Origin of the sequence: Pantoea dispersa, from assembly GCF_014155765.1 — a bacterium.
GTDB lineage: Bacteria > Pseudomonadota > Gammaproteobacteria > Enterobacterales > Enterobacteriaceae > Pantoea > Pantoea dispersa.
On sequence record NZ_SCKT01000003.1, the window covers coordinates 176878 to 194769 of the forward strand.

General features: G+C 59.7%; 17 protein-coding genes. 9 read left to right on the forward strand and 8 right to left on the reverse strand.

The genetic code is table 11. The annotated features are described in order from the left end of the window. Window position 1 precedes the first annotated feature (1 nt). Complete coding sequence (locus tag H7K56_RS10865) at window positions 2-370, reverse strand: ArsC family reductase (protein WP_021508043.1); 369 nt, start codon at window positions 368-370, stop codon at window positions 2-4. Window positions 371-764: 394 nt separating this feature from the next. Between H7K56_RS10865 and ypfM the strand changes: the two genes are divergently transcribed. Further along, window positions 765-824, forward strand: coding sequence for a protein YpfM (gene ypfM / locus H7K56_RS23530; protein WP_104085366.1), 60 nt, complete (start codon window positions 765-767; stop codon window positions 822-824). Between the two features lie 108 nt (window positions 825-932). On the opposite strand, the gene acrD is transcribed toward ypfM, so the two are convergent. The 3 genes from acrD to narQ form a co-directional block, all read right to left on the reverse strand. Beyond that, a complete protein-coding gene (gene acrD / locus H7K56_RS10875) occupies window positions 933-4049 on the reverse strand; it encodes a multidrug efflux RND transporter permease AcrD (protein ID WP_021508044.1) in 3117 nt (1038 codons plus the stop codon). A gap of 195 nt (window positions 4050-4244) precedes the next feature. Beyond that, a complete protein-coding gene (locus tag H7K56_RS10880) occupies window positions 4245-4877 on the reverse strand; it encodes a response regulator (protein ID WP_150361624.1) in 633 nt (210 codons plus the stop codon). Between the two features lie 41 nt (window positions 4878-4918). Then, window positions 4919-6607 carry a nitrate/nitrite two-component system sensor histidine kinase NarQ gene (gene narQ, locus H7K56_RS10885; protein WP_150361623.1) on the reverse strand — a complete coding sequence of 563 codons (1689 nt, stop codon included), beginning with the start codon at window positions 6605-6607 and terminating at the stop codon, window positions 4919-4921. 239 nt (window positions 6608-6846) lie between these two features. Here narQ and H7K56_RS10890 point away from each other — a divergent pair, with 239 nt between their 5' ends. The 8 genes from H7K56_RS10890 (at window position 6847) to nudK (ending at window position 14211) form a co-directional block, all read left to right on the forward strand. Continuing rightward, on the forward strand, window positions 6847-7119 hold the full coding sequence (locus H7K56_RS10890; RefSeq protein ID WP_058770823.1) for a YdgH/BhsA/McbA family protein: 273 nt from the start codon (window positions 6847-6849) through the stop codon (window positions 7117-7119). 290 nt (window positions 7120-7409) lie between these two features. Then, window positions 7410-8912, forward strand: coding sequence for an L-asparagine permease (gene ansP, locus H7K56_RS10895; RefSeq protein WP_150361622.1), 1503 nt, complete (start codon window positions 7410-7412; stop codon window positions 8910-8912). Window positions 8913-9075: 163 nt separating this feature from the next. Further along, window positions 9076-9546, forward strand: a complete 471-nt coding sequence (napF, locus tag H7K56_RS10900; RefSeq protein ID WP_021508050.1) for a ferredoxin-type protein NapF — start codon at window positions 9076-9078, stop codon at window positions 9544-9546. Further along, on the forward strand, window positions 9536-9814 hold the full coding sequence (locus tag H7K56_RS10905) for a chaperone NapD (RefSeq protein ID WP_021508051.1): 279 nt from the start codon (window positions 9536-9538) through the stop codon (window positions 9812-9814). The genes napF and H7K56_RS10905 overlap by 11 nt, the downstream gene beginning before the upstream one ends. Beyond that, window positions 9811-12297 (forward strand): nitrate reductase catalytic subunit NapA, encoded by a 2487-nt coding sequence (napA, locus tag H7K56_RS10910; protein WP_150361621.1) that lies wholly within the window; start codon window positions 9811-9813, stop codon window positions 12295-12297. Before H7K56_RS10905 ends, napA begins: the two co-directional genes overlap by 4 nt. 11 nt (window positions 12298-12308) lie before the next feature. Beyond that, window positions 12309-12740 carry a nitrate reductase cytochrome c-type subunit gene (napB, locus tag H7K56_RS10915; protein WP_058758336.1) on the forward strand — a complete coding sequence of 144 codons (432 nt, stop codon included), beginning with the start codon at window positions 12309-12311 and terminating at the stop codon, window positions 12738-12740. A 7-nt stretch (window positions 12741-12747) separates the two neighbouring features. Beyond that, a complete protein-coding gene (napC, locus tag H7K56_RS10920) occupies window positions 12748-13332 on the forward strand; it encodes a cytochrome c-type protein NapC (RefSeq protein WP_058758337.1) in 585 nt (194 codons plus the stop codon). A 300-nt stretch (window positions 13333-13632) separates the two neighbouring features. After that, complete coding sequence (gene nudK, locus H7K56_RS10925) at window positions 13633-14211, forward strand: GDP-mannose pyrophosphatase NudK (RefSeq protein WP_021508055.1); 579 nt, start codon at window positions 13633-13635, stop codon at window positions 14209-14211. Between the two features lie 71 nt (window positions 14212-14282). Here the strand turns inward: nudK and rbsK are convergent, their stop codons facing one another. Genes rbsK through H7K56_RS10945 form a run of 4 tightly spaced genes read right to left on the reverse strand, consistent with a single transcriptional unit; the run spans window position 14283 to window position 17888 of the window. Continuing rightward, window positions 14283-15257 carry a ribokinase gene (gene rbsK / locus H7K56_RS10930; RefSeq protein WP_141496608.1) on the reverse strand — a complete coding sequence of 325 codons (975 nt, stop codon included), beginning with the start codon at window positions 15255-15257 and terminating at the stop codon, window positions 14283-14285. Next, entirely contained in the window at window positions 15254-16150 is an 897-nt protein-coding gene (gene alsK / locus H7K56_RS10935) for an allose kinase (protein WP_150361620.1), read from the reverse strand. Before alsK ends, rbsK begins: the two co-directional genes overlap by 4 nt. Beyond that, a complete protein-coding gene (alsE, locus tag H7K56_RS10940) occupies window positions 16147-16839 on the reverse strand; it encodes a D-allulose 6-phosphate 3-epimerase (RefSeq protein WP_031279804.1) in 693 nt (230 codons plus the stop codon). The genes alsK and alsE overlap by 4 nt, the downstream gene beginning before the upstream one ends. Continuing rightward, the gene (locus tag H7K56_RS10945; RefSeq protein ID WP_021508059.1) at window positions 16839-17888 is read right to left on the reverse strand and encodes an ABC transporter permease; all 1050 of its coding nucleotides are present in this window, start codon (window positions 17886-17888) and stop codon (window positions 16839-16841) included. The genes alsE and H7K56_RS10945 overlap by 1 nt, the downstream gene beginning before the upstream one ends. Window positions 17889-17892 lie beyond the last annotated feature (4 nt).

Consider the following 17892-nt stretch of genomic DNA (forward strand, 5'->3'; position numbering starts at 1 on the left):
GTTATGACTTCTCCTGGATAAAGGCGTGATAAACGGGTTCTTTGAAACCCACCAGCAATGTACCGTCTGGTGCCGCCAGCACCGGACGTTTGATCAGCGCCGGGTGCGCCAGCATCAGCGCTTTGGCGCTGGCCGCATCGCGGATGGCATCGCGTTCCGCTTCCGGCAACTGACGCCAGGTGGTGCCGCGCGTGTTCAGCAGCACGTCATACCCCAGCTGGTCGATAAAGGATTGCAGCAGCGCCGCATCCAGCCCGTCAGCGCGATAATCATGAAAATGAAAGTCGATGCCGGAAGTGCTCAAATAGTTGCGTGCTTTTTTTATGGTGTCGCAATTCTTAATTCCGTACATCACCCACTGCGCTGTCATCGCGTATTCCCGTCCTGTGTTAAATAAAGCGCGAGTTTACCATAGCGCGCCGTGGGCTGTGAGGTCAGACGCGTGGCAGCGCTGTTTTTCATCTCACCGCGACGCCAATAAACGACGCTAATCAGGGCCAGTAAACGCTTTCACTTACCTGCGAAATTGTCGCCTGCGGCATCATTAGCGATCTAAGAATTATCTTAGACGGCAAAAACGGGCCTGGCGGATTAAGTCCGCGCTTTTATGAGTCGCATTAACAGGTTGCTGAAATGTGCGTCAGTCCGCAGTTTCGGCAAATTCAAGCTTTCTGCGGTAGTTGCCGATAGTGATGAGAGGTGGAAACGTATTCACCTGTAGAAAAAAACGGCGTAAAATCGCCACTACAAGAAGAGAGGGTATTATGGTTGAACACGAACTGGGGAACTGGAAAGAATTTATCGAAGCGATGTTACGTAAGTAATTCGTGAAGAGAAAAGCAGGGCACTTCCCAACTTGCTGTTATTCTTACCGCACACATCAATAAAGCCGCCATTCATCATGGCGGCTTTTTATTTGCCCGGAGTTAGCCTCAGTCGTGCGGCTTTGCCCGCAGCGGGAAGCGGCGGCGCACCAGCACAAAGAACAGCGGCACAAAGAAGATCGCCAGCACCGTGGCGGAGATCATGCCGCCCATCACGCCAGTACCGACCGCATGCTGGCTGCCGGAACCGGCACCGCTGCTGATCGCCATCGGCAGCACGCCGAAAATAAAGGCCAGCGACGTCATCAGAATCGGCCGCAGGCGCTGCCGCGATGCCTCCAGCGTCGACTCCAGCAGTTCACGCCCTTTGCTGTTGATCTCATTGGCGAACTCGACGATCAGGATCGCATTCTTCGCCGACAGGCCAATCACCGTCAGCAGGCCGACCTGAAAGTAGACGTCATTCTCCAGTCCGCGCAGCCAGGTGGCGACCAGCGCGCCCACCACGCCCAGCGGCACCACCAGCATCACCGAGAACGGAATCGACCAGCTCTCGTACAGCGCCGCGAGGCACAGGAACACTACCAGCAGCGAAATCGCATACAGCGCCGGCGCCTGCGAGCCGGAGAGACGTTCCTGATAGGAGGCACCAGTCCACTGGAAGCCAACGCCGAGCGGCAGCTGCGCCACCAGCTTCTCCATCTCATCCATCGCCGTGCCGCTGCTGACGCCGTTAGCCGCCTCGCCGACAATCTCCAGCGACGAATAGCCGTTATAGCGTTCAAGACGCGGTGAACCGGTCTCCCAGTGGCTGGTGGCGAAGGCGGAGAACGGCACCATGCCGCCGCTGTTGTTGCGCACATACCATTTGTTGATGTCGCCCGGCAGCATGCGGAATTCCGGTGCCGCCTGGACGTAGACTTTCTTCACGCGGCCGCGGTCGAGAAAATCATTCACGTAGGTTGAGCCCCAGGCGGTGGTCAGGGTGTCGTTGATGGTATCCAGCGACACGCCGAGCGCCTGCGCTTTGCGCTGGTCGACATCAATCTGCAGTTGCGGGCTGTCGTCGAGCCCGTTGTGGCGCACGCGCGACAGCGCCGGATTGTTGTCGGCCAGCGCCAGCAGCCGATCGCGCATCGCCATCAGCTCGGTGTGCCCGATGCCGCCGTGATCCTGCAACTCCATATCAAAGCCGGAGGAGCTGCCCATGCCGGTGATCGCCGGTGGACTGCTGGCGATGACGCGTGCCTCTTTGATCTTTTTAAAGGCTGCGGTGGCGCGATCGATGATGGCAAACGAGGTGCGATCGCGACCTGGCCGCTGCTCCCAGTCCTTCAGGCGCACAAACAGGCGCGCCACGTTTTGCCCGTTGCCGCCCGGACCGGCACCGATGGTGGAGAACACCGACAGCACATTGTCCTTTTCGGCAGTCAGGTAATAATCCTCAACCTTTGCCACCACCTGCGAGGTTTGCTGCAGCGTCGAGCCCGGCGGCAGTTGTACCTGAGTAAGAAATACGCCGCGATCTTCCAGCGGCAGGAAGGAGGTAGGCAGACGAATAAACAGGAATGCCATCACGCCGATAATCGCCAGGTAGAGCAGCAGCCAGCGGCCGCTCTTCAGCAGAATGCGCGCCACGCCGCGCTCGTAGCGTTCGGCGCTGGCATTGAAGTGACGGTTAAACCAGCCGAAAAAGCCGCGCCGGCCATGGTGCTGGCCCTGCGCCAGCGGTTTGAGCAGCGTGGAGCACAGCGCGGGCGTCAGAATCATCGCCACCAGCACCGACAGCACCATCGCCGAGACAATGGTGATGGAGAACTGGCGATAGATAGCGCCCACGGTGCCGCCAAAGAACGCCATCGGCACAAACACCGCGGACAGCACCAGCGCGATGCCCACCAGCGCACCCTGAATCTGCCCCATCGATTTACGCGTGGCGGCCCGCGGCGATAATCCCTCTTCGCTCATGATGCGCTCAACGTTTTCCACCACCACGATAGCATCATCCACCAGCAGCCCGATGGCCAGCACCATGGCGAACATGGTCAGGGTGTTAATACTGAAGCCGCAGGCGTACAGCACCGCAAAGGTACCGAGCAGCACCACCGGCACAGCAATGGTGGGGATCAGCGTGGCGCGGAAGTTTTGCAGGAACAGGTACATCACCAGAAACACCAGCAGGATCGCTTCCAGCAGCGTTTTCACCACGTCCTTAATTGAGGCTTTGACGAACGGCGTGGTTTCAAACGCCACTTTGGCTTCCAGCCCGTGCGGGAAGTATTGCGCCAGTTCGGCAACACGGGCGCGCACCAGCTTGTCTGTGTTCATCTCGTTAGCGCCGGAGGCCAGCTTGATGCCGAGACCGGAGGCCGGCTGGCCGTTATAGCGGCTCAGAAAGTCATACTTTTCGGCGCCCATGGCAATGGTGGCCACGTCGCCGAGCGTCACCACTGAACCGTCGGTGTTGGTTTTCAGCGTAATGGCGCGAAACTGCGCGGGCGTCTGTAGCATTGACTGGGCGTTAACCGTAGCGTTCAGCGCCTGTTTGTCCACCGACGGCAACCCGCCGACCTGGCCGACCGCCACCTGGGTGTTCTGCGATTCGATGGCGCTGACCACATCGTCGGTGGTTAGCGCGTAGTTAATCAGCTTGTTGGGATCGAGCCAGATGCGCATGGCGTATTGCGAGCCGTAGGCATCGACCTGGCCGACGCCGTCGATGCGGCTGAGCGGATCCTGAATGTTACTGGCGACGTAATCGGCAATATCCTGTTTATCCATGCTGCCGTCGGTGGAGACAAAGGCGATCATCAGAATGTTGCTGTCGCCGGTTTTGTTTACCGTGACGCCCTGCGACTGCACCGCCGCCGGCAGCTTGCGCAGCGCGCTCTGCAGCTGATTCTGTACCTGTTGCCGCGCTTCATCCGGGTTAGTGCCGGCGGTAAAGGTGAGGGTGATCTGCGCCTGGCCGGTGTTGCTGCTGTTCGAGGACATGTACATCAGGTTATCGATTCCCGTCATATTCTGCTCGATAACCTGGGTGACGGTGTTTTCCAGCGTCTGCGCGGATGCGCCGGGATAGTTGGCGGTGATGCGCACGTTGGGCGGCGCGAGATCCGGATACTGTTCCACCGGCAGCGAGATAATGGCCAGCGTGCCACACAGGCACAGCAAAATAGCCAGCACCCAGGCAAAAATGGGGCGGTCGATAAAAAAGTTCGACATGAAACCGACACTCCTCAGCTGCGTACTTTGTACTTGTTATTAGTAAAAGCGTGCCGCACGCTGCGCTTCACGCTGGCGGAGTGCAAGGGCGATCCTGAAAACTCCGGCTGCTGCTTACTGTACGCGGGGCAAATTAGGGAATCGTGGATAAATTATGGAGAAAGTGTAAAAGTCGCAGCAGCTTTATGTGCGCAATCACACATTGCGGCTCTCCAGCCACAGCACCGTTGCCGCAACGCGGGAACGGACGTCGAGCTTACGCAGCAGGTTGCGGATGTGTACCTTTACCGTTTCTTCCGAAATGTGCAGCGTGGCGGCAATCTCTTTGTTGGATAAGCCGCGTGCCACTTCCTGCAACACATCCAGCTCGCGCTCGGTCAGCTGTCTGAACGGATTGGCGCTGGGCTGGCGGGTCGCCAGATATTCTGCCACCACCTCGCTGAACACGTTCTCGCCCTGTGCGCCGCGCATTACCTGCGCCAGCAGCAGTTCCGGTTCGCTGTCTTTGAGCAGATAGCCATCGGCACCGGCATCCACCATGGCGTAAATATCGCTGCGCGCGTCGGACACCGTCAGCACCAGAATGCGTGCCGCGACGCCCTCGTGGCGCAGCGCCTTCAGCGTATCCAGCCCGGACATGCCCTTCATATTCAGATCGAGCAGGATTACATCCGGTACCAGACGGCGCGCTTCGGCCAGTGCTTCGGTACCGTTATTCGCCTCAGCCACCACTTCCAGACGCGGTTCCAGCGCCAGCAACTGGCGGATACCGCGACGCATCAGCGGATGATCGTCAACGATCATAATAGACAGGGAAGGGTGAGCCATAGGTTCTCCAGAGTTTCAATCCATTTGCTAAGTGTAATGCGTTAAGCCAGCCGGTGCGCGGGGCGGGCGGGAAAACGCAGCGTGACGCAGGTGCCCTGCGCCTGCGGGGTAATCAGTAAGCTGCCGGCGAGACGCGCCGCGCGCTCGGCCATGATGGTCAGCCCGTAGTGGCCCGGCGGCTCTTCCACGCTGTTGATACCGCAGCCGTCATCTTCGATGGTCAGCAGGTGCTCATCATCAGCGACACGCTGATAGCGAATCTGAATCTGCTGCGCCTGCGCGTGGCGAATTGCGTTGAGCAGCGCCTCGCGCGCAATCTGCAGCACGTGCACCTGCTGCTGGGCATCCAGCGTTTGCAGGCCAGGCTGATAGTCAAAGGTAATCGCCGCCTGCGACTGCTCCTGCAGCGGGGCGATCATCGCCTGCATCGCCTGCACTAAATCGGCCTGTTCAATGCTCAGGCGGAAGGTGGTGAGCAGCTCGCGCAGCTGCTGATAGGCCTCGGCCAGCGCGCGATCGAAATCGGCGATGATCGCCTGTGCCTGTGGCTGGCTGCTATCGACATTACGCCGCAGCAGCGTCAGCTGGATACGCAGAAAAGAGAGCGACTGCGCCAGCGAATCGTGCAGCTCGCGCGCAATGGTGGCGCGCTCTTCAATCAGCAGCATCTGCTGATACTGCTTCTGCGTCTGCCAGATCCACAGTGCACGCGCCAGCATGTTGGCCAGGCTGTGCATTAGCTCATCGGCCGGCGGCGCGCGGCGGGTTTGCCAGCACAGTTCGCCGAGGCGCTGCTCCTCCTGCTGCAGCGGCAGCCGCTGCCAGCTGAGATCGTCGGCGGGCACGCCAGCCTGAAAGGCGATATCCTCGCTGGCGATTTGCAGCACCTCCAGTGCTTCCCGTCGCTGCACCAGCCGCAGCAGGCCCTGGAACAGCTCGGGATTGAGCGGGCTGCCGGTGAGAATCTGCGAGCTTTCATACAGCAGCGACAGCGTACGGTTGGCCTGGGTTAAATCTTCGGTTTTATTGCGCACCGCGCACTCCAGCAGGCGATAGTGCGAATGCAGCCGCTCCGCCATGGTGGTAAACGCCTGCGCCAGCACGCCCAGCTCGTTGGGCTGATGCACGGAAAGCGGCGGAAAACTGAAGTTGGCCTGCTCGACGTATTGACTGGCGGTGACCAGCGAATCGAGCGGACGCACCACGTTGCGGCGAATAAAGCCAATGCTCCACAGCGCCAGCGCGACAATCGCCAGAAAGCCGAACAGGCTGCTGGCGGCCACCAGATGCATTTTCAGCTCGGCATAGTGCTGCACCGCCAGCACGAAGCGGTCAATCTCACTGACGTAGCCCGCCACGCGCTGCTGGTACACCTGCGCCCGCGCCGGCTGCAGCGTCTCCTGCAGTACCGGCCAGCTGTCGCGCAGATAGCGGTAGCGGCTGCTGACTTCAATCGGTACCCACGGACGCTCCAGATGCTGCAGCGCCGGTGACTCCAGCGTCTGCTGATATTGCTGCATATGGTGCGCCAGCTGCTGCGGATCGCGCGTGCTGTCCCACGCCTGCCGGTAGATTTGCATGCGCAGCGAGCCGGCGACATTCACCGCTTCGGCATCGCGCAAACTGCTGGAGAGCGTCATCAGCGCCAGGCCGGTGGTTAACAGCGACAGCAGCACAATCGCGCTGAGCGCGCGGGCAATGGTGCGGGTAACGGGACGTTTCACTATCACAATAATAACCCTTACAAGAGCGGGGGATTATAAGTCAGCCGCAGCGCGGGTGCGAGCGCGAAATTGACACATCTGGTTACTTTTATCAGAGAAACTCACCGCGGTTTACGTTTCCCTGGATTAACCGCGTTTGGCTGGCGAAATATTGAACGCCTTTACCGCCCGCGCAGCCTGGTTTGCACTGGCTCGCCGATACTTTGACGCGTAACCCTTTTCCCGCACGACAACAGGAGCACCTCATGAAGACACGTTATGCCGTAATGACTGCTGCACTGCTTGCCAGCGCATCGTTTACTACCTTTGCCGCCTCGCCGTTGAGCGAGGCACAAACCCAGGACCTGCAAAGCAGCGGCACCGTTTCGGTGAGCGGCGTGCGCGGTTCGCTGGATGACGCCACCCGTCAGCTGTCGCAAAAAGCGGAAGAGATGGGCGCCAGTCATTATCGCGTCATTGGCATGCAGAATCCGGGCGATTCCAGCATGTGGAGCGGCAGCGCCGAGATTTACCGTTAATGCCCTTCATTATTCCCCTCTGGTAGTTTTTTCCTGTAGCCACCGATTACCGGCCACCCCACAGGCCGGTTTTTTTGTGCGTCGCGACGGATTATTACAAATCAACCCGTGCAGTCAGCCAGTATATTTTGCTTCGTTCATGCAGAACGGGTAGGATTCATCGCCGTAATTTCCCGGCTCGCCGCGCGGCATCGTTCCGCCGCTCAGGGGCCGGTTTTACCCCATTTCGCACTGCCCGGCGCAATCGATTGGTTACGCGGTGATTGATGGACAGGACAAACAGGAAAGCTATGAAATCTACTAAAAAAACGCCAGCCGAACAGCGTGCTGCGAGAAGGCGCTGGCTTAACTCTCACGACACGGGTTACCACAAAGCGATGGGTAACCGTCAGGTACAAATGATCGCCATTGGCGGCGCTATCGGTACCGGTCTGTTCCTCGGTGCCGGCGCGCGTCTGCAGATGGCCGGTCCGGCACTGGCACTGGTGTATCTGGTGTGCGGTATCTTCTCCTTCTTTATTCTCCGTGCGTTGGGCGAGCTGGTGTTGCATCGCCCTTCCAGCGGCAGCTTTGTTTCGTACGCGCGTGAATTCCTCGGGGAAAAAGCGTCCTACGTTGCAGGCTGGATGTATTTCGTTAACTGGGCGATGACCGGTATCGTCGATATCACCGCGGTGGCGCTTTACATGCATTACTGGGGCGCGTTTGGCGATGTGCCGCAGTGGGTGTTTGCGCTGGGCGCGCTGGCGATTGTCGGCACCATGAACATGATCGGCGTGAAATGGTTCGCCGAGATGGAATTCTGGTTCGCGCTGGTGAAAGTGCTGGCTATCGTGGTGTTCCTGATAGTCGGCGTGGTGTTCCTCGGCAGCGGTAAACCGCTGGACGGCAACACCACCGGCTTCCATCTGATCACCGACAACGGCGGGCTGTTCCCGCACGGTCTGCTGCCGGCGCTGGTGCTGGTACAGGGCGTGGTGTTTGCCTTCGCCTCGATTGAACTGGTGGGCACGGCGGCGGGCGAGTGTAAAGACCCGAAAACCATGCTGCCGAAAGCCATCAACAGCGTGATCTGGCGTATCGGTCTGTTCTATGTGGGTTCCGTGGTGCTGCTGGTACTGCTGCTGCCGTGGAACGCCTATCAGGCCGGTCAAAGTCCGTTCGTCACCTTCTTCTCCAAACTGGGCGTGCCCTACATTGGCAGCGTGATGAACATCGTGGTGCTGAGTGCGGCGCTGTCGAGCCTGAACTCGGGCCTGTACTCCACCGGACGTATTCTGCGTTCAATGTCGATGGGCGGCTCGGCGCCGCAGTTCATGTCGAAGATGAGTAAGCAGCAGGTGCCGTACGCCGGTATCCTGGTGACCATCGGCGTGTACGTGATCGGCGTGGTGCTCAACTACTACGTTCCGTCACAGGTGTTTGAGATCGTCCTGAACGTGGCGTCACTGGGGATTATCTCCTCGTGGGCGTTCATCGTGGTGTGCCAGATGCGTCTGCGCAAAGCCATCAAAGAGGGCAAAGCAGAAGATGTCAGCTTCAAGCTGCCGTGGGCGCCGGTTACCTCGTGGCTGACGCTGCTGTTCCTGGTGAGCGTGCTGGTGCTGATGGCGTTTGACTACCCGAACGGCACTTACACCATTGCTTCAATTCCGCTGATTGCCGTGCTGCTGGTGCTCGGCTGGTTTGGCGTGCGTAAGCGCGTGCAGGCGGAGGCGATGAAAGAGCACGAGCATCATCATTACGATCAGGATGATGCGGCGCCTAAACTGGCGGAAGACAACGCGCGTTAATCGCAGCGATGCTCACCTGCGGGGGCCAGTCGGCCCCCGTTTTTATTTCAATTCTCCTTCTCTTGATCCCGCATCGGGAATTACACCTTTCGGGTGATATAGCCCTTCATAACCTCAGGTTATTTTACGCACTATCTCTACATCCCCGCATTGAGGTGAGCCGATGGCGCTGTCGCGACGTGAACTCTTTACCGGGCAGCGCGTCATGCCTGCCGGCGGTATCGCGTTGCCGTGGTGGCGGGGAGAGAGCGGCTGTGACGGCTGCGCCCGCTGCGTACAAGCCTGCGAGAGCGGCATTATCCGCATCGCCGCCGGCGAAGCGCCGCAGCTCGACTTTCTGCAGGGGGAATGCACCTTTTGCGCCGCCTGTGCCGACGTCTGCCCGCAGCCGCTGTTTCAGCCGCGCGACACTGAACCTTTTAGCCGGCGCATCCGCATCGACAGCCGCTGTATCGCTTTTCTCGGCGTTAATTGTCGCAGCTGCCAGGAGAGTTGTGAGCAGCAGGCGATCCGTTTTCGCCTGATGCCCAACGGCATCGGCCAGCCGGAAATCCTTCCGCAACACTGCACCGGCTGTGGCGCCTGTATCGCGCCGTGTCCGGTCTCAGCCACAGGACTGCATCATGACGAATAATGACAGCTGGCACGTATGTGGCCTGGTGATCCAGGCACGTCCGACCGCGATCGCGGCGGTGCGGCAGGCGCTACTGAACTTTGCCGACAGCGACATCGCGGCGGAAGATGCCGCACGCGGCACGCTGGCGCTAACGCTGGGCGCGGCCGACAGCGCCACGCTGCTGAGCAACATTGAAGCCACCCGCAACATCCCGGATGTGCTGGCGGTATCGCTGGTTTATCACCAGCAAGACGAAATTGAAGAACCCTGTAAGGAAGCATCATGAACCTGAGTCGTCGTGATTTTATGAAGGCCAATGCGGCGGCTGCTGCTGCAACGGCTGCTGGTCTCACCATTCCGACCGTGACCAAAGCGGCCACCAGCCTGGCTGAGCCGATTCGCTGGGAAAAAGCGCCGTGCCGGTTTTGCGGCACCGGCTGTGGCGTGCTGGTCGGCACGCAGAATGGCCGCGTGGTCGCCTCGCAGGGCGATCCGCAGGCGGAGGTTAATCGCGGTCTGAACTGCATCAAAGGCTACTTCCTGCCGAAGATCATGTACGGCAAAGATCGTCTGACCCAGCCGCTGCTGCGCATGACCGACGGCAAATTCGATAAGAACGGCGAGTTTACCCCGGTAAGCTGGGATCAGGCGTTCGACATCATGGAAGCGAAGTTTAAGGCGGCGCTGAAAGCCAACGGCCCGGAATCGGTCGGCATGTTTGGCTCCGGCCAGTGGACCGTATGGGAAGGTTACGCTGCATCAAAGCTGATGAAAGCCGGCTTCCGCACCAACAACCTCGATCCGAACGCGCGCCACTGCATGGCGTCTGCGGTGGTGGGCTTTATGCGCACCTTCGGCATGGACGAACCGATGGGCTGCTACGATGACATCGAGCAGGCCGATGCGTTTGTGCTGTGGGGATCGAACATGGCCGAGATGCACCCGATTCTCTGGTCACGCCTGACCGCGCGTCGTCTCAGCAATGACAACGTCAAAGTGGCGGTGCTGTCGACCTATCGCCACCGCAGCTTCGAGCTGGCCGATAACGCCATCGTCTTCACGCCGCAGAGCGATCTGGCGATCCTCAACTTCATCGCTAACTACATCATTCAGAACAATAAAGTCGATAAAACCTTCCTGCAGAATCACGTCACGCTGCGTAAAGGCGTGACGGATATCGGCTACGGTTTGCGCCCGACCAATCCGCTGCAGGCGGCGGCGAAAAATCCGGACAACGGCGAGTCGACGCCGATCAGCTTCGATGAATATGCGAAATTTGTTGCGGAATACACGGTGGAAAAAGCCAGCGCCATGAGCGGCGTAGAGCAGGATCAGCTGATCGCGCTGGCGGAGCTGTACGCCGATCCGAACGTCAAGGTGGTCTCTTACTGGACCATGGGCTTTAACCAGCATACGCGCGGCGTGTGGGCGAACAACCAGTGCTACAACATCCACCTGCTGACAGGCAAGATTTCCCGTCCGGGCACCGGACCGTTCTCGCTCACCGGCCAGCCATCGGCCTGTGGCACCGCGCGTGAAGTGGGCACGTTTGCGCACCGTCTGCCAGCCGACATGGTGGTGAACAATGACAAACACCGCGCTTTAGCTGAAAAACTGTGGAAGCTGCCGCAGGGCACGGTGCCAGCCAAAGTCGGTCTGCACGCCGTGGCACAGGATCGCGCGCTGAAAGACGGCAAGCTGAATGCCTACTGGGTGATGTGCAACAACAACATGCAGGCCGGGCCGAACCTGACGCAGGAGCGCATGCCGGGCTGGCGCGATGCGCGCAACTTTGTCGTGGTCTCCGACCCGTATCCGACCATCAGCGCCCTGTCTGCCGACCTGATTCTGCCGACGGCGATGTGGGTAGAGAAAGAGGGCGCCTACGGCAACGCCGAGCGCCGTACCCAGTTCTGGCATCAGCAGGTGAAAGCGCCGGGCGAGGCGAAATCGGATCTGTGGCAGCTGGTGACCTTTGCCAAACGCTTCCGCGTTGAGGACGTGTGGCCAGAGGCGCTGATTGCTCAGCAGCCTGAGCTGAAAGGCAAAACCCTCTACGACGTGCTGTATGCCAACGGCCAGGTGAATCAGTTCCCGCTGAGCGAAGTGGCCGACGATCGCCTTAACGATGAAGCGCGTGAGTTCGGCTTTTATATTCAGAAAGGCCTGTTCGAGGAGTATGCCAGCTTTGGGCGCGGCCACGGTCACGATCTCGCACCGTTCGATACCTATCACGAGGCACGCGGTCTGCGCTGGCCGGTAGTGGACGGCAAAGAGACGCGCTGGCGCTATCGTGAAGGTTTCGACAGCTACGTGAAAGCCGGTGAGGGCGTACGTTTTTACGGTAAGCCGGACGGCAAAGCCACCATTTTTGCCCTGCCGTACGAGCCGCCAGCGGAAGCGCCGGATGCCGAATACGACCTGTGGTTCTGCACCGGTCGCGTGCTGGAGCACTGGCACACCGGCACCATGACGCGCCGCGTGCCGGAACTGCACCGCGCGGTGCCGCAGGCGCTGTTGTATATCCATCCGCTGGACGCCAAAGATCGCGGCTTCCGTCGCGGTGAGAAGGTGCGCGTGGTATCGCGTCGCGGCGAAACCCTCGCCACCGTGGAAACGCGCGGGCGTAATCAGCCGCCGCAGGGGCTGGTATTTATGCCGTTCTTCGATGCCGGCGTGCTGGCCAACAACATCACGCTGGACGCCACCGATCCGCTGTCGAAGCAGACCGATTACAAAAAATGCGCCGTTAAGCTGGTGAAAATCTGAGGCAGGATGCAATGAAACCTTTTATCACTCTTGTAACCGTTGCCGCCCTGATGCTGGGCGGCGTGGTGTACGCTAATAACGGCGTCGATCTCAATCAGTCACCGGAAGTGACGGCAACGCAGCAGGGCACCATTCATCAGCCCAAAGAGCAGAGCCGTAAGCCGCTGAACTATGTTAATCAGCCGCCGGTGATCCCGCACAGCGTGGAGGGCTACCAGGTGACGAAGAACGTGAACCGCTGCCTGCAGTGTCACGGCACCCAGAGCTATCTGACCACCGGCGCGCCGCGCGTCAGTCCGACGCACTTCACTGACCGCGACGGCGTAGTGAGCAGCACGGTATCGCCGCGTCGCTACTTCTGCCTGCAGTGTCACGTGCCGCAGACCGATGCCAAACCGGTGGTGGAAAACACCTTTAAGCCGGCTGACGGCTTTGGGCAGTGAGGTGGCGATGAAACAGAAACTTTTACGTATCTGGCGCTGGTGGCGACGCCCCAGCCGTCTGGCGCTCGGCACGCTGCTGATTCTTGGCTTTGCTGGCGGCATCATCTTCTGGGGTGGTTTTAACACCGCGATGGAGATGACCAACCGCGAGCAGTTCTGTATTGGCTGTCACGAAATGCGCAACAACGTCTATCAGGAATATATGCAGACGGTGCACTACAACAACCGCAGCGGCGTACGCGCCACCTGCCCGGACTGTCACGTGCCGCACGAGTGGGGGCCGAAGATGATTCGTAAGATCCAGGCGAGTAAAGAGGTGTACGCCAAGATCTTTGGCCTGATTGATACGCCGCAGAAGTTTGAAGAGACGCGTATCGAGCTGGCGCAGAACGAGTGGCGCCGGATGAAGAACAACAATTCGCAGGAGTGTCGTAACTGCCATAACTTCGATTATATGGACTTCACTGCGCAGAAAACGGTCGCCGCCAAAATGCACAGCAAAGCGGTGCAGGACGGACAGACCTGTATCGACTGCCACAAAGGCATTGCCCACCATCTGCCGGATATGAAAGACCAGCCAAACGGTTTTTAATAGTGGCCCTGGCCGCGCCTGCCGGTGCGGTATCAGGGTTTTCGTGCCGACCGGTTGATACCGCCGCAAACCACACAACATCGTAGCGGCGCGATTTATCGCGCTAAGTTAATCACTGCACAGCTGCCCGGATGCGCAATGAACGGCGCCGCTACGACACGTGCCATGAGCGTTGAAAAGGCGTAATACTCAACTGACAGCCTTACGCCATCGCAGGCAACCTGTTCCACAATTCAGATAGTTTTCCCTGCGGCTTCGGCCTATTATCTCAGGCTCCCTCAGCTACGCAGTGGAGCGGCTATGTCGTTAAAGATCAACATCATCAAAGATAAGTTGCTGTCTGATAATTATTTCATTCTGCGCAACTACACCTACGAACTCACCCGCAGTAACGGCGACGTGGTACGTCACAAACGTGAAGTCTACGATCGCGGCAACGGCGCCACCATCCTGCTCTACAACCGTGAAAAAAACAGCGTGGTGCTGATTCGTCAGTTCCGCATCGCGACCTATGTTAATGACAACGCCAGCGGTGAGCTGATTGAAACCTGCGCCGGACTGCTGGATAACGACACGCCGGAAGATTGCATCCGTAAAGAAGCGGTGGAAGAGACCGGCTATCAGGTCGGTAAGGTCGAAAAGCTGTTTGAGGCCTACATGTCGCCGGGCGGCGTGACCGAATTGCTGCACTTTTTCGCCGCTGAATACAGCGATGCGCAGCGCGCTAACGACGGCGGCGGCGTGGAAGATGAAGAGATCACCGTACTCGAGCTGCCGTTTCCCCAGGCGCTGGCGATGGTGAAAGAGGGCCGCATTCGCGACGGCAAGACCATTATGTTACTGCACTATGCGCAGCTGATGGGCTGGTTGCAGGCATAACCGCGGCGGTAATTCGCAGGGTCGGCACGAATGCCGACTCTGCCTATGCCGGGGCGCAATGCATTGCGCCACTATGCCATGTGCGTGATTTCCGGAGCATTTAACGGCGTTACTGCACACTCCGGATGAGCCTGCATGCGCGCCAGCGCTTCGGCGTAGGAGGGCATAGAATTGGCCGCGCCGGAACGCTCGACGCACAGCGAGGCAAACGCCGCCGCAAACAGCGCCGCCTGCGGTAACGCATCGCCGGATGCCAGGCGCGCCGCCAGCGCACCGTTGAAGGCATCGCCGGCACCGGTGGTGTCGAGCGGCTGGGCAGGAAACAGCGGAATACGCAGCTGCTGCTCCGCGCTGGAAAGCAGGGCGCCCGCGGTGCCAAGCGTAATAATCACCTGACGCGCGCCCTTACGGTGCAGCACTTCGGCGGCGCGCTGCGCGCTGGCAAAATCGGTCACTTTTATCCCGCTCAGCTGCATCGCTTCGGTGCTGTTGGGCGTTAACAGATCCACCTTAGCCAGCAGCGCATCGCTGACTTTCTGCCACGGTGCCGGATTCAGAATCACAAACGTGCCGCCGGCACGCGCGTTGTCGATCATGCGCTGAATGGCGCTGAGGTTGTTCTCCAGCTGCACCAGCAGAATATCGGCGGCAGCCACGGTGGGCTGACAGCGCGCCACTTCGGCCGCGGTCACGGTGGTATTTGCGCCGGGATAGACCGAAATCATGTTCTCGGCATCATCGCCCGCCACGTAAATCAGCGCGTTGCCGGTGGGTTTCTCTTTACAGGTGAACAGCGTAATGGCGTCGAAACCGGTCTTCTCCAGATGGCGACGGGCAAAGGTGCCAAAATCGTCATTACCCACCTTACCGATATAGTGCACGCGCGCCCCGGCGCGCAGCGCGGCGGTGGCCTGGTTGGCCCCTTTGCCGCCGGGCCCCATCATGCTGTTGTGCGCCGTGAGCGATTCGCCCGGCAGGGGGAAACGGTTCATCACCGCCACCACGTCGAGGTTGAACGAGCCAAACACACACACTTTTCCTTTCATTGCGCGCTCCTGAACAGCCGTTCTGCGGCGAGGCAGGCGCCGCGACAGCCGGTGTGATCGGTGGATTGACTGAAGATGATTTTCAAACCATCCCGCGTGGCCGGCGGCCGTAAATGCTGCTGAATCTGGTTGCGCAGCTGCGCCAGCGGGAAATCTGCCATCGCCAGCACGCCGCCGCCCAGAATCAGGTACTCCGGATCGAGAATGTTCATCTCGGTGGCGATCAGCTGCGCCAGACGCTGCACAAACGCCTGCAGCGCCGGGTCAGAACCGTGATGGGTAAACAGCGCCGACATCGGCGTTTGCGCCGCATTGGCCTGCGCCCAGTGGCTTAACCAGTGGCCGGAGGTCACGGTTTCCGCGCAGCCGTGGTTGCCGCACGGGCAGGGCAGCGCGTTACCGGCCACCGGCACGTGGCCGAGTTCACCGGCTCCGCCATGTTGACCATGGTAGAAGCGGCCGTTGATCCACAGGCTGTTGCCCATGCCGGTGCCAGGATACAGACCTACCGCATTTTCCGGCAGCTGCTCCAGCTGCATTAGATCCCACAGCATCAGATGGTTAACGTCTTTATCCATCGCCACCGGCACGCCCAGTCGTTCACTCAGCAGCGCCGCTACCGGCTGATGATCGAGCGCCTGAATGAACGGCAGTGAAATCACCTGCTGGCGATCGCGGCTGAGAATACCCGGCAGGCCGAGCATCACACCGCTGACCGGCTGCTGCTCCAGCGTTTCCGCAATCAGCTGCCCAAGTGCGGCCAGCGCATCGGGCTGCTGCGCCCAGCTGGCGGTGGGCACTTTACGAAAGCTGCTCCAGATGCGGCCTGCCTCCATCAACTGCAGACGGGTGCCGGTGCCGCCAATGTCGATACCGAGCCAGCGTGTTGTCATGCCGACACCTGCGCCAGGCCCTGCGCTTCATCAATGCTCTCACGCATCATGTTCCACGCGGTGGCGAGATCTTCGTGAATGTTAAACAGGCCGGAGGTGCCGACAATCAGCACTTCGGCACCGGCACCGACCAGCGTGTTGTAGGTGCGCGTATTACAGGAACCGTCAATCTCAATCAGGTAGCGGTGGCCGTGCGCCTGCTTCAGCGCCTTCAGCTCCTGCACCTTCTGCACCATCTCCGGAATAAACGGCTGACCGGCATAGCCCGGGTCCACCGTCATTACGGTGATTTTATCCAGCAGATGAATGTAATGATGGATAAAGGAGACCGGCGTGGCCGGGTTGAGCACCACGCCCACTTTTTTGCCGTAGCTGCGAATCAGGTTGATAACGCGGAACGCATCACGATTGATGGTTTCAGCGTGCGGGCAAATGTAATCGGCGCCGGCGTTGGCCACCGCTTCAATAAAGTCGGTCGGCTCTTCCACCATCAGATGCACATCGATCGCCACCTGGGTATGCGGGCGGATCTGCTCAATAAAGAACGGCGACAGGGTGATGTTTTTAACGTAGTGCCCGTCCATGATGTCGATGTGCAGGAAGTCAGCGCGGGAGTCCAGCACGGCCAGCTGGTGCTTGATCTCCATCAGATTCATACACATCAACGACGGGGAGACTTGAATACGCATCATACTTCCTTTTTTTCGGTCAGAGGATTAAGCGCCGCGGCCAGTTTGCTGAGCCTGACGGCACGGTGATCGTTAAAGCGCGCTTTGAGTTGTTTGAAGGCCAGCACCACCACCAGCACGGCACCCCACATCGCCAGACTGACGTGCTGGCTGATGTTCATCAGGTTGAAGCCGGTGGAGAGCACCTGCAGCGCAATCAGCGCCAGCACTACGCCGGTCACGCGTCCAAAACCGCCGTTGGGATCAGTGCCGCCGAGAATGATGGCCAGCACGGTCAGCAGCAGGTAGGCATCGCCGTAACCCATGCGCGCCGAGTTAAAGCGCGCCATCATGATCAGGCCGGCCAGCACGCACAGCAGGCTGGAGATGACGTACACCAGCATCACCATACGGTGGGTATTGATGCCGCTGAACCAGGTGGCGTTGATGTTGCTGCCGCCCATGTAGATGCATTTGCCGGCGCGGGTTTTGCCGAGGAACAGCGCCAGCAGCGCGGCGGCAACCAGGAATACCCACAGCGGCAGCGGCATGCCCAGCAGCGTGTCTGAGCCGAGCGACTGCACCACCGGCGGCATACCGCTCACCGCCGCACCTTTGGTCAGCCAGATGCCGATGCCGTTGAGCGTCATCATGGTGGCCAGCGTCACCAGAATCGGGTGCGCGCCGATGCGCGTTACCATCACGCCGGTGATCACGCCAATCACGGCGGCAATCACCATCGCGCCGACGATAGCGATAAACAGCCACAGCAGCTGCTGACCGGTACCGGCATCAGCGGGCAGGGCGCTCATCAGGGTCCAGGCGATGAACAGCGCCGTCAGGTTGGCGGTGGCGATGATGGCGAGGTTCAGGCCGCCGCTGAGGATGGCGATAAACATCGCCAGCGTTAACAGGCCGAGCTCCGGCAGCTGAAACGCCATGCTCATAAAGGTCGAGTCGGTGAGAAAGCGGCCTGGCAGCATGACGCTGAAGGTGGCCAGCGCCAGCGCAATTAACAGCATCAGGCCGATGTTGGTGCCGTCCGGCCGCAGCGCAGAGAGAGATTTCATGGTG

Bases quoted from the DNA above. Each gene is read 5' to 3' on its own strand.
- H7K56_RS10865 (WP_021508043.1), bottom strand. From the start codon at position 370: ATGACAGCGCAGTGGGTGATGTACGGAATTAAGAATTGCGACACCATA.
- H7K56_RS10890 (WP_058770823.1), top strand. From the start codon at position 6,847: ATGAAGACACGTTATGCCGTAATGACTGCTGCACTGCTTGCCAGCGCA.
- napF (WP_021508050.1), top strand. From the start codon at position 9,076: ATGGCGCTGTCGCGACGTGAACTCTTTACCGGGCAGCGCGTCATGCCT.
- H7K56_RS10905 (WP_021508051.1), top strand. From the start codon at position 9,536: ATGACGAATAATGACAGCTGGCACGTATGTGGCCTGGTGATCCAGGCA.
- napA (WP_150361621.1), top strand. From the start codon at position 9,811: ATGAACCTGAGTCGTCGTGATTTTATGAAGGCCAATGCGGCGGCTGCT.
- nudK (WP_021508055.1), top strand. From the start codon at position 13,633: ATGTCGTTAAAGATCAACATCATCAAAGATAAGTTGCTGTCTGATAAT.
- napB (WP_058758336.1), top strand. From the start codon at position 12,309: ATGAAACCTTTTATCACTCTTGTAACCGTTGCCGCCCTGATGCTGGGC.
- napC (WP_058758337.1), top strand. From the start codon at position 12,748: ATGAAACAGAAACTTTTACGTATCTGGCGCTGGTGGCGACGCCCCAGC.
- ansP (WP_150361622.1), top strand. From the start codon at position 7,410: ATGAAATCTACTAAAAAAACGCCAGCCGAACAGCGTGCTGCGAGAAGG.
- H7K56_RS10945 (WP_021508059.1), bottom strand. From the start codon at position 17,888: ATGAAATCTCTCTCTGCGCTGCGGCCGGACGGCACCAACATCGGCCTG.
- acrD (WP_021508044.1), bottom strand. From the start codon at position 4,049: ATGTCGAACTTTTTTATCGACCGCCCCATTTTTGCCTGGGTGCTGGCT.
- alsE (WP_031279804.1), bottom strand. From the start codon at position 16,839: ATGCGTATTCAAGTCTCCCCGTCGTTGATGTGTATGAATCTGATGGAG.
- H7K56_RS10880 (WP_150361624.1), bottom strand. From the start codon at position 4,877: ATGGCTCACCCTTCCCTGTCTATTATGATCGTTGACGATCATCCGCTG.
- alsK (WP_150361620.1), bottom strand. From the start codon at position 16,150: ATGACAACACGCTGGCTCGGTATCGACATTGGCGGCACCGGCACCCGT.
- rbsK (WP_141496608.1), bottom strand. From the start codon at position 15,257: ATGAAAGGAAAAGTGTGTGTGTTTGGCTCGTTCAACCTCGACGTGGTG.